We start from the raw sequence: 15,186 nt of genomic DNA on the forward strand, positions 1-15,186 counted from the left end.
TTAAATCTCGCTCAGAAAACGGTTCAATATCTGGTCTTTATCCAGAAACTCGCCGGCATAGCCTGTAGCAATCGTATTGGGTACCGGCATGGCCAAAACGCTTTCGATACCCTCGATCAAGGCCTCGACCGATTCCGGCTCCACCAGGGTGGCGATGCCCGGGTACTCGGAGCACAGCAGCCCCAGGCTGGTATCAGGATCAGCGGTGATCAAGGCATTGCCGCCTACCGCCAGGATATTGGTGAGCTTGGACGGCAATACGGCATCCGCCGCCCCGCGCTTCTGGATCACCAGATGACAGTCGGCCGAAGCCAGCAGGGCAGGCAGATCGTCATAGGGCTGGAGCGGCGCAAACACAATATTGTGCAAGTTATGCTGCTGGCTAAGCTCCAGTAATCGGGCTTTACCGGCACCTTCCCCCACCACCAAAAACACCAGGTCGGTTCGCGCGCAAAGGCGTTGTGCCGCTTCGACCACGCATTCAAGGCCTTGCTTCTCGCCAATATTGCCGGAGTAAAGCAGTACGCGCTTGTCGGGGTCGACGCCAAGCCTGCGCAGCAGTTCGGCATCACGGGGCACATTACGGAAGCGGGCGGTTTCGGACCAGTTGGGAAAGAACCGCAACCGCTCTTTGGCAACGCCTTTTTCTGCCGCCCGCTGCAACATACCGCTGGAGATGGTCGATACCCGATCAAATGCCCGCAGCACCGCGCGCTCAACAGCAAACGCCCAGCGCTTGAGGCGCTCGCCCTTGGCGATGGACAGCCCGAACAGGGCATCCACTTCGTAATCCTGAATATGCAGCACCGAAGTGGCGCCTGTCAGTTTGGCCAGCGCCAGTGCCTGGGGGGCGCAAAACAGCGTTGGCACCACAAGGATCACCAGTTCAGGCTTCCAGCGTAACTGGGCCAGCATGGCAAAGGTCGACGACAACGAAAAACTGGCCAGATGCAGCAAGCGCTTGATAGCTGTGGGCTTGGCGGGAACATACAGCGGGCAACGAATGACCGTGACGCCAGCCTCCTGGCGTTGGTTAAAACGCCAGGTGCTGAAACCTTGCCAGACCTTCCAGTCCGGGTAATAAGGCGGGGCTGTAACCACCCGCACCTCATGGCCCTGAGCGGCCAGCCAGGCAGCCATCTCACCGCTGTATTTGCCGATACCGGTCAGCTCCGGGCTGTAGTTGATACCGTAGAGCAGGATCTTCATCAGTGTGTCCGCGCCTGTTGCACGTTAGTCACGTACCAGTCATAAGCATCTTTGAGTCCGTCTTCCAGACTGATGCTGGCCTGCCAGCCCAGGGACCTGAGGCGTGATACATCCATCAACTTGCGCGGAGCACCATCCGGCTTGCTGGTATCGAAGCTCAGCTTGCCTGTAAAACCGGTGACCTCGGCAATGGTTTTGGCCAGTTGACCAATGGTGCAGTCAACGCCGGTACCCACGTTGATATGGGACAGCATCGGCTGGGTATTGGCCTGATAAGTGGCATCATCCAGTGCCATCACATGGATACTGGCCGCGGCCATATCGTCCACATGCAAGAACTCGCGCATTGGCGTACCTGTACCCCAGATCACCAACTCATCGTCGCCGCGCTGAACCGCTTCATGGAAGCGGCGCAGCAGGGCAGGGATCACATGGCTGTTCTGCGGGTGATAGTTATCATGGGGGCCATACAGATTGGTCGGCATTACGCTGCGGTAATCACGACCATGCTGACGGTTATAGCTTTCACACAACTTGATCCCGGCGATCTTGGCAATCGCATAGGGCTCATTGGTGGGCTCCAGGGTACCGGTGAGCAGGGCCTCTTCGCGCATCGGCTGCTCAGCATGCTTGGGGTAAATACACGATGAGCCGAGAAACAACAGCTTGTGTACATCGTTCAGGTGGGCGGCCTGAATGATATTGGCCTGAATCATCAGATTTTCGTAGATGAAATCAGCCGGGTAGGTGTTATTCGCCTGAATACCACCTACCTTTGCCGCTGCCAGATACACCTGATCGATCTTATGCGCCTGGAAAAAAGCCTGCACGGCCTGTTGATCCAGCAGATTCAGGGTATCGCGCCCGGCCGTCACAATACGGGTATAACCCAGTGTCTGCAGGCGGCGGACGATGGCCGAGCCGACCATCCCGCGATGGCCGGCGACAAAGATATTCTGGTTCAACTCGCGGGCCATACTCAGTTCTCCGTAGCCACCGGCAAGTCATGGCCGTGCTCTTTAAGCAATGCGTGACGCTGGGCGACCTTAAGGTCTTCGCGAACCATTTCGGTGCACATTTCCTGGGCGGTGATTTCCGGTACCCAGCCCAACAGTTCTTTGGCTTTGGTCGGGTCGCCGAGCAAGGTTTCAACTTCGGCAGGGCGGAAGTAGCGCGGGTCTACCTTGACGATAATATCGCCCACCTTGAGGGCCGGGGCCTTGTCGCCATCAATGCTGGCAACAATCGCATGCTCATTGACGCCTTCGCCCACGAACTGCAGGCCAATGCCCAGTTCGGCAGCTGACCAGCGTACAAATTCACGCACCGAGTACTGCACGCCGGTAGCGATCACAAAGTCATCGGCCACATCTTGTTGCAGCATCATCCACTGCATGCGCACGTAGTCTTTGGCATGGCCCCAGTCACGCAGTGCATCCATATTGCCGAGGAACAGGCATTGCTCCAGGCCCTGGCTGATATTGGCCATTGCTCGGGTGATCTTGCGGGTTACAAAGGTCTCGCCACGGCGCGGCGACTCGTGGTTGAACAGGATGCCGTTGCAAGCGTACATACCGTAGGCTTCGCGGTAGTTAACGGTAATCCAGTAGGCGTACATTTTGGCTACGGCATAAGGTGAACGCGGGTAAAAAGGCGTTGTTTCCTTTTGCGGCGTTTCCTGCACCAGGCCGTAGAGTTCGGAAGTCGAGGCCTGATAGAAGCGGGTTTTCTTTTCCAGACCCAGCAGGCGGATGGCTTCCAGAATACGCAGCGTACCCATGGCATCCACATCTGCCGTGTATTCCGGCGACTCGAAGCTGACGGCAACATGGGATTGAGCACCCAGGTTGTAAACCTCGTCAGGCTGCACTTCTTGAATAATGCGGGTGAGATTGGATGAGTCTGTCAGATCGCCGTAGTGAAGTATGAAGTTTTGATTGTCGACGTGCGGATCTTGATATATATGATCAACACGCTGAGTGTTAAATGAAGAGGCTCTGCGTTTAATGCCATGTACTTGATAACCTTTTTCTAAAAGAAACTCTGCAAGATAGGAGCCGTCTTGCCCAGTTACTCCAGTAATTAATGCTTTTTTAATGCTCATTTTAATCCTGCACCTTGTGTTTAACGGATTCAATTATAGATGAATATAATGCAATGTATTTTTTTGCGACTACACGGCTTTCAAAGCTGTCAAGAACTTTTAGTCGTGCGTTTGTACAAAGTTGTTCGTGGTGAATTGAGTTAAGAACCCATAGTATACCTTCGGCGAGGCTTTTAGAATCATATGCCTTAGCTAGATATCCATTTTTCTTGTGATCTACAATGTCTAGTAGCCCTGTTGCTCCGAAAGCCACAACTGGCGTCGCACATGCCATAGCTTCGGCTGCAGTCTGTCCAAAGGACTCCTGAATTGAAGGGACTACCATGACATCGGCTGAACAATATAGTGAAACTAAAGTTTCATCATCACTAATGTGGCCAAAGTAGTGAGTTTTGAATCCTAGAATATCATTTGTTTCTTTCTGCCCATTGCCGAAAACTACTAATTCAATTTGTGTGTCTTGAGGGATGTGGTCTAAAGCTTTCTTTAATATAGAATAACCTTTATTGATATCTTTTGTGGCAGAGCTTGCACCAAATAATATTAGCTTTTTGTCTGCAGGGAGATCAAGAAGGTCTCTAGCTGAACGTTTGTTTGTGGGTCTAAATAATTCCGTATTCAGAGGGTTGGGTAAGTGAGCAACATTTTGGTTTTTTAGTAAATCAGATGATCGTGCGCATTCAGCTATCCAGTTACTTACGCCAACGAAGGTTACATTGGAAAGCTTCGAGTAGTGAACTTTCTTTCTCTGTGCGACCTTGCGGCTAAGGTCATTTGACTTGTCAGAATTTAGGATAGGGCACTTCCCACAACTCAACTTATATCGTTCGCAATCCCACATAACATGACAGCCACCAGTAAAAACCCAATTATCATGCATTGTCCAAACTATAGGTTTTGCTATATTGGAAATATCCTCTATAGACAAGCCTCCTGCATTAATCCAATGTAAGTGAACTAGGTCTGCTTCTGAGTCATTAATATACTTTACTATGTTGGTGTTATTGGGCTTTCCGCTAGAAAACATCACTCTTTTTTTTGCAGAAAAAAGACCAGGAAGTCTATCGAAAGAAACTCTATATAGTAAATTTATTTTTTCAGAGGTTTTGAGTTTTTTGGGATATATGCTTTTGTACTCGACATCTATTCCAGTCCGCTCAAGTGAGTCGGCAAGCCGCACTGCTGCTCTTGCTGCCCCCCCTTTGTCATAGTATGAATTCAATATCAGGATTTTCAATTTTTATGCGCTTTGGATGAAGTTTGATGATCGAGAGAGCGTAATGCGCGAAGTGATCGCCCTTTCGGTGCTTTAAGCAGGTTTTCAATTTTATTTGATATGATTAGAAGTGCCGAAGGTATTATTACTGCCTGGCTTAATGCGCAGTTTAAGAATAAAGTTGAATTGCTCCGGAAAAACATAAATGGCATGAGTGACAAAATAGAAATAAAATACGACATCCGAAGAGCATTTTTTGTGGAACCATTTGAAAGAAATTTTAGTATGGAACCTAAAATGAAACACGCAAATGCACTTCCAACTATCCCGAAGTTCGCCAACATCACATACACAATGCTGGTAGCGCCAACGGGATTGTCGTAATAAAAGCCACTACTAAATTTGGATATGAACTCGAGTTTGGAAGGCCATATGACGGATGGTATCATCGCTAAAATGGACGTAATTAACTCTTTAGGAAAGGCAAAATATGGCAATGAATTATATTGAATGAAAGATCCTGCGCCTATCCAAGTAAAAAAAACCTCTGCTAACAGAATGAAGGAGAGACCATCTGAGTTTATGTTATCACCCTGTCTTAAAAGCCCTATCAATAGTATTGTGGAGGCTATAGCCGGAACAGCCATAAAAATCAAAATCACTTTCTTGCTTAGTATTATATTTCTTGTTGATAAAAAGGCTATATACAAAAAAGCTAGGACTGCAGGTAGGACAAACATTCTTCCGCCAAGCCCTAGCAAGAATACAGAGTTAGCTAGTAGTAGAAGCAAAATTATTCTAAAATTCTTCGTCTGATTTGATGTGTAAAAAAACACAGCAAGCGTAGTGTAAATTATGTTTAACCCGGACAAAAAGCTTTTGGCTGAATTCGTTTCGTTCCAGTTGATGCCAGCATATCCTTTGAAAGAATATGATCTTAAGGCGTAGTACGAATAGAGTTGAAAGATCACAAGCAGCGAAATCAATACATAAAATACTATGCCCGAATTTTTAGTATGGGTGTATACATGTCTTTTTGTTCTTGGTGATGTAAAGCCTAAAATAAAAAATAAAAAATATAAAACAAGGATGGAGAAATAACTAACTTTGTCTAGTTGGTCAGAGTATCCAGATATTAACTTTGCAAGAGGAAAGTTCTTGGAGTAGTAGTAATCGGATAGAATGACGGGCAATACAAGATAGTATAAAGTGCCAAGCGCCATGGCACTAATGACTAAGATGTTTCGCTTTCTTGGATGGGAATTGCAGTTGTAAATAAAGGGCTTGGGATTTGTCATTTCCTGCTCTCGGTTATAGCTTGTTTTAAATATAGTTTTGAGTTTTCACGCAAGACGTTCAGGAGTTTATTTATTTTGTTAAAGTCAGGTGATTTATTAGCCAGCGCGACTGCGGTCTTTTGATCTTTTAGCATATAATCCTCGGACTCTAATGCCTTTAGCAAGCTTGATATTCTGTTTGTTCCCGTGGGTGGGGGGGTGACGATAAATGGTTTATTGAAGTTTACAGAAAATGCTGTCCCATGAAATGAGTTTGTTATGATAAATGACGCGCCGTTGAACAGGCGTATGAAATCTAAAGGGCCTGCATCACGAATATGTTCGCGGCAGTGGAATCCACTAAAAGGATCCTGGTCTATTGTGACGACATCTAGATTTAGGTGTTTCGAGACGAGCTTTACTGTTTCCTTGAGTATTGCATCTTTCTTTAGTACGTAGACTAAAAGGTAAGGTCGCTTATTAGTTGTTGTTGAGATCGCAAGCTTGCTTAACCATTCATCTTTATCTAAAAGCAGTGTAGGGTCTACGACATGGGACACTGGTCTATTTAAAATCAAGCTAAGATATTTTGCTGAGTCGGACTCTCTCACCGAAATACTATCGAAGCTCTTTAGGTGATCGGTCACTTCTTTTTCTTCAGATTTGGAAAATTTGTGAGAGCCAAAGCTAGAAGCATAAGAGAGTTTACGAGTAGCGCCTGCGAATTGTAAAAAATAATTAGAATCTATAGTTTTGTGTTGATTAACAATATTAGGATTCCAGATTTGGTCGCTACCGCATAATATCAAATCATAGTTCCCGCTGATTGAGTTTAGAACCTCTTGGGGGCTTCCCGATAGGGTGTAATGATTATTGAAGAAGTGCTTGAATTTTTTCAAAAGGCGCATTCTAGGTTTGGCTCTAAATATATCTTTCCCTATTCTTAACAGATCCCTAGGGCCTGTTCCGATCCGAAACAAATCCATAGTCTTATCAGTATGAGTATTTTTATAGTTGATGATTTCTGGTTGCCCGATTTTTTTTAAGTACTCTTGCGTAGCAAAGGTTTGTAGGACGGCGCCATAGTTGCTTGAGTTATGTATAGTCAAAATTCCGATTTTCATAAAGTCTCCGGTATAATATATTTAATTGATTAAATTGGCTTTTATTTTTTTATAGGTTTCGGTAAATTCAGGTTTTATTGCCACGGAGGGTTCTAGGATCAATTCATTTTCAATGTGGAATCTAGAACCTAACCTGTTTTTAATTTCAATCATGTAATCTAATGAATCTGCAATAGGTGAGGTCCCTCTATTAATGAAAATATTCATACTTTTCTTAGACGGCGTATAGTTGTTTGCGCTAATCTTTTTTGCTAGCAGCCTGTTTAGGGAATCTCCGAACAAGCCTTCAGTTATGCGAGAATCCCCGCAACACCTGATCCGAGCCGCCCATGAGCCAGATGAGCTTTTCCGACTTTGAGTACGCCGGCAAGCGCAAGCAAACCCGCCGAGAGCGCTTCCTCGCCGAAATGGATCAGGTGGTGCCCTGGGCAGGCCTGCTGGAGCTGATCGAACCGTTCTACCCCAAGGCCGGCGGCGGTAGAAAACCCTATCCTCTGGAAACCATGCTGCGCATCCATCTGTTGCAGAACTGGTTCTCCCTGAGCGACCCGGCCATGGAAGAAGCGCTCTACGAAATCACGCCCATGCGCCAGTTCGCACGCCTGACGCTGAGCGCGCCAATCCCCGAAGACACCACGATCATGAACTTCCGGCACTTGCTGGAGAAGCATCAGCTCGCACCGGCAATCCTTGCGGTCATCAATGGTTATCTGCAGGAAAAAGGCCTGTCGCTGCGCCAAGGCACCATCGTCGATGCCACCATTATTCATGCCCCCAGCTCGACCAAAAATAAAGAAGGCAAGCGTGATCCCGAGATGCACCAGACCAAGAAAGGCGGTCAGTATTTCTTCGGGATGAAGGCGCACATCGGTGCCGATGTCGAGTCCGGCCTGGTGCATCACGTCCATGGCACCGCTGCCAATGTGGCCGATGTCACGCAGGTGGCTGAACTGCTGCATGGCGAAGAAAACGCCGTGTATGCAGATGCCGGTTACACCGGTGTCGAAAGGCGCGAAGAGCATGAAAATCGGGGGGTGATCTGGCAGATTGCAGCGCGTCGCAGCACCTATTCCAAGCTGAACCAGCGCAGCGTACTGTACAAAGCCAAGCGCAAGATCGAGTTCTGCAAGGCTCAGACACGGGCCAAGGTCGAGCATCCGTTTCGCGTGATCAAGCGGCAGTTTGGTTACGTGAAAGTACGTTTTCGTGGGCTGATGAAAAACACGGCTCAGTTGACCACGCTGTTCGCCCTGGCAAACCTGTGGAGGGTTCGAAAACAGCTCATGGGTATGGGTGAGGTTCGCGTTTAACACGGAGAACCGGTCGAAAAAGCTCTCCGTACATGATTTTTCGGTCACTTTTCGTCCAATGACGCTGTAGGTGCCTGGAAAATTGCAACTTGCCGCGGCTGCACGACAAGTTGATCGGAGCATCCTTAGAGGGGTATTATTAGGTTTCTTTCTGTTGAAAAATTTAGCTATTGGGTTTTTATATAATATTTTTGTTAAAATAAATGCAGCATTATATAGTTTTGTTTCGTTTCGAATGATTTCTTGGTAGAAGTTGCCGTTTACTGAAAACATACTTCCTAAATTCGGGTAGCAAAACTCTTGGTATGAGTGTCGTGCTATATGAAAAACCTCGATTTTGTCAGCGATCTCTTCTTGGTCGCCTGTTTCAATTTTAAATCGTACTCTTGTTATTATATTTCGCGTACCTTTGAAGGTTGATGTTCTGTAGTTGAATTTGCACATTTCTTTTGTCGCGGTTTTTATATTGCCTGCTTCGTCAATGTATTCAACTGAAATTATTTTATCAGAAATTGAATATCCGTAGGCCCCTGCATTCATGAAAACACCACCGCCGACGCTGCCAGGGATGCCTTCTAGACCCTCAAAACCTTTCGCACTATGTATTACAGCTACTCTGACAAAGTCCTGTAATGAGTACCCGCCCTCTACATCTATATATCCATCCGCAACTTCAATGCCGATTACGTTCTTGGTGGATAATATTACAGAGTATTCAATTTCATCGAAAAGAAGTACGTTGGAAGTGAATCCTATGGTTTTAAACTCTATTTTTTTTGAATAAGATACTTTGTTACTTTTATTAGATCGCTAACCGAGTTTGGGCAGATATATGTATTTACATTCCCGCCTGTCTTATAAAACGTCTCGAACTTAATATTGTAATTTTTTCTGAACCATATTTTTTCTGACTCTAGATAGAGTGATAAGTTTTCTAGCACTTCTAGGGTGTCCATATTAATTGTTTCTCATTGAGGTTCATGTGGTATAGATTTCCCAACTACTTTCTTTTGGGCGAAATAGTAGTATAGTACTAGTAGTAGGAGATCAGATAGCACTGTTGATACTGCTGCGCCTATTACTTCGTATTTTGGTATTAGTAGAAGACTAAAAGTTATCATGGTCAGCGCGGAAATACCCATAAGGTATACTTTTATCTTCATGTGTTCCTGGGTCAATAGGGCGGAGCCAGCGTTGCTTGCAACAAACCTGATAGGGGCGCAAATGGCTAAAACCTGCAAAACTACGATGGATGATTTGTATTCTTCGCCGAATAATATTGGAATTGCCCAGGGAGCTAGCGAGATGATAATAGCAAATGCCAATACGCCTAATGTCAGCATTGCTTTAGTTCCAATATTATAAACTTTCAGGAACATTTTTCTGTCGTGATTTGCCCATCTATGAAGTTTTGGTAAAAGAAATTTTTGATAAATAACACTGGGTACTAGATAGGCAGCTGTCATGACGGAAAAGGCTACGGAATAAGATGCAGATTGAGTTGGGCCGTTAATTAATCCTACAATTAAAATGTTTATTTGAAACATTATTAAGTGGAAAGTTGCTGCCATCCCGAATGGGAACGCATCAATTGCAACTTCTTTGACTGAAGGTTTTTTTGTTTGAAATGTTGACTGCTTGGTTGAATGGCCTTTCAGCGCCAACTTTCCATGTTTTAGTTTAGACATCTCGCGCACGCCCCATATTATCACTGGAAGCGACACTAGCGCGTATATGATAGAAGTTGTCAGGGAGTCCATTGCATACGGTGTGAATAGAATAGCAACTGAAATCAAAATTAATCTTAATCCGTGCGGTATTATTTGGACTGCGCTAAGTAATAGATATCTCTCTTCGAGTTGCAGTTTAGAAGTTGTTAGCTCTAAATACAGTTGTTGAATTATATATGTGCTAAGTATTACTAGTGAGTATTGGGTTGTCTTTGTATTTGGGCCAATTATTGCCCAGGTAATTATTGCAGCTATAGAACAAACACCTGAAAATTTTATGAAATCAAATGATGGTGAGATCCATCTTATACCTGCGTGCCCTTCAACACCGAAGATTTTTAGCCAGAGTTGAGCGACTCCAAAACCCGCTACAGGGACAAGTATCGATGCTGCCGAAAGTGCAGATGCGAAGGAGCCATACTCTGTAGGTCCTAGTGTTCGCGCCAAGATCACCTGTGTTATGAAAGCACAGAAGGCACCCAGTAAAGAACCGAGCCAAAGAAATGATATGGCGTGTAACATCTTCTTGAGGTTCATCTGCAGGTGAAATATTCTTTTGAAGTTTTTAATATTTTTGCTACCGTTTGATTGATGAATGATCATGTCCTGCAAAAGTTTAAGCGACGCAGGCTTGATGGTAAATTATTGCTTGTATTTGTGGTTTACAGAAAAACATTTTCGAATGGTGATGGTGTTATCTATCGGCATGCTACCGCCACAGCATTATGCGCTGATTCCTGCAAGCGATGACATATAACGAGTTTTTCGAGTTGCTCTGTGACGAAAAACGGAAGTAACAATTTCAGTGCTTGAAATCAAAATGAATCAGATCAATGTTCGTATTCATAATAAGTATATTTGGCTAAAACTTTCTTATGCACATAACAGAGAATTGAATTTTGCAAGATAGAGACGAAAAAGCGTGTCACAATCAAATTGTTGTTAGGTCGTGGTAGTGGCGTTCGGCCAGAATTTCAGACAGACTTTTTTTGCCTGAGGCTCCCATGACTTTACGTAAATAACTTTTGCGCAGATTCAAATTTAGCGAGCACTGCTTGCTGGCGCAGTTTGCGCAACAACTGTCACAAGGTGGGTGGAAGTGAAATTCTACCGACTAGTTTAAGGTTGTCGACAGCGGTGCCGATGTTGATGCGAGATCTGATAAGTTCAATTTGTTTAGCTGATTAGGATTCGTTTCCAAACATACTCTCCATATTAGAAAAGCTCAGAATTTCTCATTTCTTTGGTTCGACCTGGACTAAGGCTGTCGCCTGCTACAAGTACGGAACTAATACGATATAAAATGCATCTGCGGTCATCAAACAACATTAAGGCGTATGAGCCAAATAGTGCTTTATGGTACTAGCAGTACATTTTGCTATAAGTTGCCATAGTAGGTGTTCAGGAATGCTACCGCCCCAGGATTAAATGCTACTCCCTGAAAGCGGATACTATCGGTTGTTATTGTGCTCTGTCCTGAATAAGCACTAAAAAACGCCCTTATGTTGTCAGGGCGCCAAGGTAGTAAGCAGTCTTAGGTCAGTTAAACTTTGTCGGACTTGTATTCGTAGTTGTAATACCCATAAGCGCCATAGCCATACTTGGCCGAAGCGCGGCGTTCTACCCCGTTGAAAATGGCACCTTTAAGGTCGATACCATTCTGCGCAAAGCGGCGCATGGTCAGTTCAATTTCACGGGCCGGGTTGAGTTCGAAGCGGGTCACAATGAGGTTGGTGCCCGACTGACGGCCGACAATGGCGGCATCTGTAACCGCCAAGAATGGCGGGGTGTCAAGGATGACCAAGTCGTACTGGGCGCTGACCTGTTCGAGTAACTCGCTGAAGTTTTTATGCATCAACAGTTCAGACGGGTTGGGCGGAATTTGCCCGCGGCCAATCACAAACAGGTTTTCGACCTCTGTTTTATGGGTGGCTGTGTTCAGGTCGCAGCGCTTGGCCAACAGGTCAGACAAGCCGTTTTCAACCGGGATGTCGAACATTTTGTGGATGTAGCCTTTGCGCATGTCCACGTCCACCAACAACACACGCTGGCCGGATTGGGCGATAACTGCGGCCAGGTTGGCCGACACAAAGGACTTGCCCACTTTGGGGCTTGGGCCGGAAATCATCAGGCGATTGTTGTCGGCTTCCAGCATGGCAAAGTGCAAGCTGGTGCGCAGGCTGCGCAGGCCTTCAATCGCCAGGTCTGTCGGGTGGCTGCTGGCAAGCAGGGGGGGCGCACGGCGGCCACGGCCGGATGAGCTTTTGCCGTCTTCTACTTTTTGCAGGGAGCTGAATGGAATGGAGGCATACACCGGCAGGCCAAGCTTTTCGATATCGTCCGGGTTTTCCACGCCGCGATTCAGGGCCTTGCGAAACAATACATAACTAACGGCTATCAAGCCGCCGAGCAAGGTGGCAATCAGCACGATCAAGGGTTTATTTGGCTTGACTGGGTTACGCGTATCTACATCGGCGACATCGACTAGGCGCACGTTGCCGACGGTGCCGGCACGCATCACGTCCAGTTCCTGGGATTTGTTCAGTAATTGGGTATAAATTTCGGTGCTGACTTTAAGGTCGCGGGTCAGGCTTAATAGTTCCTGTTGGGTGGTTGGCAGCCCCTCAACCTGTTTTGCGAGTCGTTTTTGTTTGCTGGTCAGTTCCGCCAGTTGCCCCATCAGTGCACGATAGGCCGGGTGCTGAGGGGTGAATTTACGGTCCATCTCGGCTTGTTGCAGTTTCAAGGTGGAGATATTGGTCTCCAGTGCCACGATCTGGTCGAGAATGGCCTTGGCTTCAAGGCTGATATCAATCGACTTGCTGCGAATTTGAAATGCATTCAATGCATTTTCAGCTTTTTCCAGATCCTGGCGTACTTGCGGTAGTTGGTCTTTTAGGAAGCCTAGGCTCTGCTCTGCTTCAGCGGAAGTACGCTCAATATTTTGCTGTACATACAGACGGGCAATTTCATTGAGCGTCTGGATTGCTTTCGAGGGTTCTGTGCTCTCTAGCGCAAGGCTGATCATGCCGGATTCTTTACCGCGCTCCGCTACATCCAGCACTTTCTGATAATTCAAAATAGCGGTAAGGCGAGGGTCGCGCGTGACACTGAACTCCGTTCCAGGGTTTGCGCGCAAACGCTCAACGAGTAACTTGATACCCTCTTTGTTGTACAGTTCTCCAACCTTGGCTTCAGCCAGAATATTATTGTCTTCGTCTTTCAAGACAAAATTGCCCGCTTCTCCGTTAATCAGGGTCAGTTCCTGGCCTAATAACTCAGCAGGCAATTCGAGTTCGGCGATTTTTAGTTGTTCCCCGCCCCAGGCATAACTGTTAAAGCCCAGCACTGGAGAGGCCAAGTCGGTGCTTGGTTCTGGTTTAAAATGACGGGCTAAAAATTCGCCGATCAGTGGGAAATAGTTGGGTTCAATTTCGATATCCAACTGCAAATTATCGACCGCAGTGCCGATAGTTTTACGCGACTTGATCAGTTCAATTTCTGTTGCCGATGGTGATTCTTTGCCCAACATTCCTCCAATATCAGAGAAACCCAGCGGGTCACTTTTCTTGGGTTCGACCTGAATCAACGCATTAGCCTGGTACACCGGTGTAGCCAACAGGGCGTAAGCAACCCCCGCAGCCATAAACACGCCCGTGACGCCGGCAATCAGCCATTTATGGTCGATCAGCGTACCCAACAACCCCATCAGGTCAATTTGGTCGTTGTCGTCATCTTGTTCATGGGGCTTTGTCACGGGTGTTTGCTGCATAAGTCGGTTTCTTATCTTCACAGGTAATTCGAGGAATGACTCAGCGTTTGATCCGCTGGGCCCATGCATTTACGGCGGCGTCAATCAGTGCGTACGCATGCACAAAAGCAGGCTTGCCCTGGCGGTACGGGTCGTTGATTTCGCGGTTGTCTTGCCATTTGCCCAGCAGAAAAACTTTGCCCCGAGCCTCTGGAGCGAGGCTTAGGACACCATTAATATGATGTTGTTCCATGACCAAAATAAGATCGGCTTCATTTATTTTGGCAGCGGTCAGCTGGGTGGAGATATGTTCAGGCACAGCGTGGCCATGTTCTTCTAGAACGGCCGCCGCTGTGGCTTCGATGGGCTTGCTTTTTACGGCGCTCAGGCCTGCGGAGCTCACGACGATGTCGGTAGGCGCAAGGGCGACCCGCAAGAGATGCTCGGCGGTAGGGCTGCGGCAAATATTGCCAATGCAGACAATCAAGATTCGTTTAAACAAGGCAGCTTCCTTTGTGCCATACATGCTCAGCCGGCGAGAGCACTTAACGAATCGTCACGACCAATACTCCCTGTCCAGGGAGTGGCTGTGCCTATCAATAAAGGCTGCCGGCATCCGTATGATGTGGCGATGGCCTGGGCAGGAGCACAGTTGCTCCGGCTTTATTACAGATAAAGGGTCGGTACGAAATTGAACGGGCAAAATATTAACTGCGAACCGATTGCAATATCAACCTTTAAATCTGCAGGCGATTTTGTTTGAGCTATATAGCTGTATTTCAATATCTATTGTTCGACAATAAATAACATTTCGGCCATTTTCGACCAAAAATAACTCCGCTTAATGGCAGGTCTCTTGAGCCGGGCCCTGTGTTGGCGGGCGCTGCCCCGGACTTGGGTGCGGCCCTTGCCGGGGCCGTGTACAGACGGGTGGTGTGCGCAGGCCGGTGTTCAGGGGCCCGAAATCGGGTGTTTTTACCGCAGGTTTGTGGCACGCCCTAGCCCTGCCAGGGCTCGGTCGAGCGGGATAGTGGCACTATGATATGGTTGTGTAAATAGTGTTTTAGAACTTGTTTCGGGCATGGCAGGCATGGCTTATAACCCTGGAATAATAGTTCTGACTATAAAGCTATATAAGTTAAATGATGGCTTAGTTGCTGCGTTAAGTTAGTGCATGTTTCAAAGTTGTGCCCGGGATTGTGTCAGTACAGTGACTTGAATATGGCTTATGGTCGCGATAGGGGCGGCGCAGGGGTGAATATTCACAGTTTGCTGCTTGGGAGGTGGGTTGTCGTTGTTGGGTGGTACGGGGCCAGGTGGGGTTTTTTGACCTTTTTTTTCAGGCGTTTCGTACGACGTTTCGCTTTCATTGCCGTGAAACATCCTAGGGAAGCTCCGATCAACTTGCCGCAACCGCGCAGTAAGTTGAAAATCCCGCTGAATTTGGCGCTATTGACCGCGAAAT

At 46.9% G+C, this 15,186-nt stretch carries 11 protein-coding genes and 1 pseudogene; 1 reads left to right on the forward strand and 11 read right to left on the reverse strand.

Annotated features, from left to right (window positions below; translation table 11 throughout):
• The 6 genes from GHO03_RS13450 to GHO03_RS13475 are packed head-to-tail and all read right to left on the reverse strand — an operon-like array spanning nt 1 to nt 6,930.
• Nucleotides 1-1,209, reverse strand: a complete 1,209-nt coding sequence (locus GHO03_RS13450) for a glycosyltransferase WbuB (protein ID WP_153399993.1) — start codon at nt 1,207-1,209, stop codon at nt 1-3.
• On the reverse strand, nt 1,209-2,186 hold the full coding sequence (locus tag GHO03_RS13455; protein WP_153399995.1) for a GDP-L-fucose synthase: 978 nt from the start codon (nt 2,184-2,186) through the stop codon (nt 1,209-1,211). The genes GHO03_RS13450 and GHO03_RS13455 overlap by 1 nt, the downstream gene beginning before the upstream one ends.
• A gap of 2 nt (nt 2,187-2,188) precedes the next feature.
• The gene (gene gmd / locus GHO03_RS13460) at nt 2,189-3,313 is read right to left on the reverse strand and encodes a GDP-mannose 4,6-dehydratase (protein WP_153399997.1); all 1,125 of its coding nucleotides are present in this window, start codon (nt 3,311-3,313) and stop codon (nt 2,189-2,191) included.
• A gap of 1 nt (nt 3,314) precedes the next feature.
• Nucleotides 3,315-4,550: a glycosyltransferase family 4 protein gene (locus tag GHO03_RS13465; RefSeq protein WP_153399999.1), complete on the reverse strand. Its 1,236-nt coding sequence runs from the start codon at nt 4,548-4,550 to the stop codon at nt 3,315-3,317.
• Complete coding sequence (locus tag GHO03_RS13470; protein ID WP_153400001.1) at nt 4,547-5,827, reverse strand: O-antigen polymerase; 1,281 nt, start codon at nt 5,825-5,827, stop codon at nt 4,547-4,549. Before GHO03_RS13470 ends, GHO03_RS13465 begins: the two co-directional genes overlap by 4 nt.
• On the reverse strand, nt 5,824-6,930 hold the full coding sequence (locus tag GHO03_RS13475; protein ID WP_153400003.1) for a polysaccharide pyruvyl transferase family protein: 1,107 nt from the start codon (nt 6,928-6,930) through the stop codon (nt 5,824-5,826). The genes GHO03_RS13470 and GHO03_RS13475 overlap by 4 nt, the downstream gene beginning before the upstream one ends.
• A gap of 329 nt (nt 6,931-7,259) precedes the next feature.
• Between GHO03_RS13475 and GHO03_RS13480 the strand changes: the two genes are divergently transcribed.
• Nucleotides 7,260-8,240 (forward strand): IS5-like element ISPa41 family transposase, encoded by a 981-nt coding sequence (locus GHO03_RS13480; RefSeq protein WP_014003920.1) that lies wholly within the window; start codon nt 7,260-7,262, stop codon nt 8,238-8,240.
• A gap of 465 nt (nt 8,241-8,705) precedes the next feature.
• On the opposite strand, the pseudogene GHO03_RS25845 reads toward GHO03_RS13480, so the two are convergent.
• The 5 genes and pseudogenes from GHO03_RS25845 to GHO03_RS25365 all read right to left on the reverse strand — a co-directional run.
• Nucleotides 8,706-9,014, reverse strand: a pseudogene (locus GHO03_RS25845) (FAD-binding protein); the annotation flags it as partial.
• A 194-nt stretch (nt 9,015-9,208) separates the two neighbouring features.
• The gene (locus GHO03_RS13490; RefSeq protein WP_153400005.1) at nt 9,209-10,573 is read right to left on the reverse strand and encodes a polysaccharide biosynthesis C-terminal domain-containing protein; all 1,365 of its coding nucleotides are present in this window, start codon (nt 10,571-10,573) and stop codon (nt 9,209-9,211) included.
• 940 nt (nt 10,574-11,513) lie between these two features.
• On the reverse strand, nt 11,514-13,742 hold the full coding sequence (locus GHO03_RS13495) for a polysaccharide biosynthesis tyrosine autokinase (protein ID WP_153400007.1): 2,229 nt from the start codon (nt 13,740-13,742) through the stop codon (nt 11,514-11,516).
• A 40-nt stretch (nt 13,743-13,782) separates the two neighbouring features.
• Nucleotides 13,783-14,247 carry a low molecular weight protein-tyrosine-phosphatase gene (locus GHO03_RS13500; protein ID WP_095000567.1) on the reverse strand — a complete coding sequence of 155 codons (465 nt, stop codon included), beginning with the start codon at nt 14,245-14,247 and terminating at the stop codon, nt 13,783-13,785.
• Between the two features lie 736 nt (nt 14,248-14,983).
• Nucleotides 14,984-15,186: hypothetical protein (locus GHO03_RS25365; RefSeq protein WP_218574313.1), on the reverse strand; the 203-nt coding region annotated here is incomplete at its 5' end.

This window comes from Pseudomonas sp. FSL R10-1339 (assembly GCF_009600545.1).
Classification (GTDB): domain Bacteria; phylum Pseudomonadota; class Gammaproteobacteria; order Pseudomonadales; family Pseudomonadaceae; genus Aquipseudomonas; species Aquipseudomonas bubulae.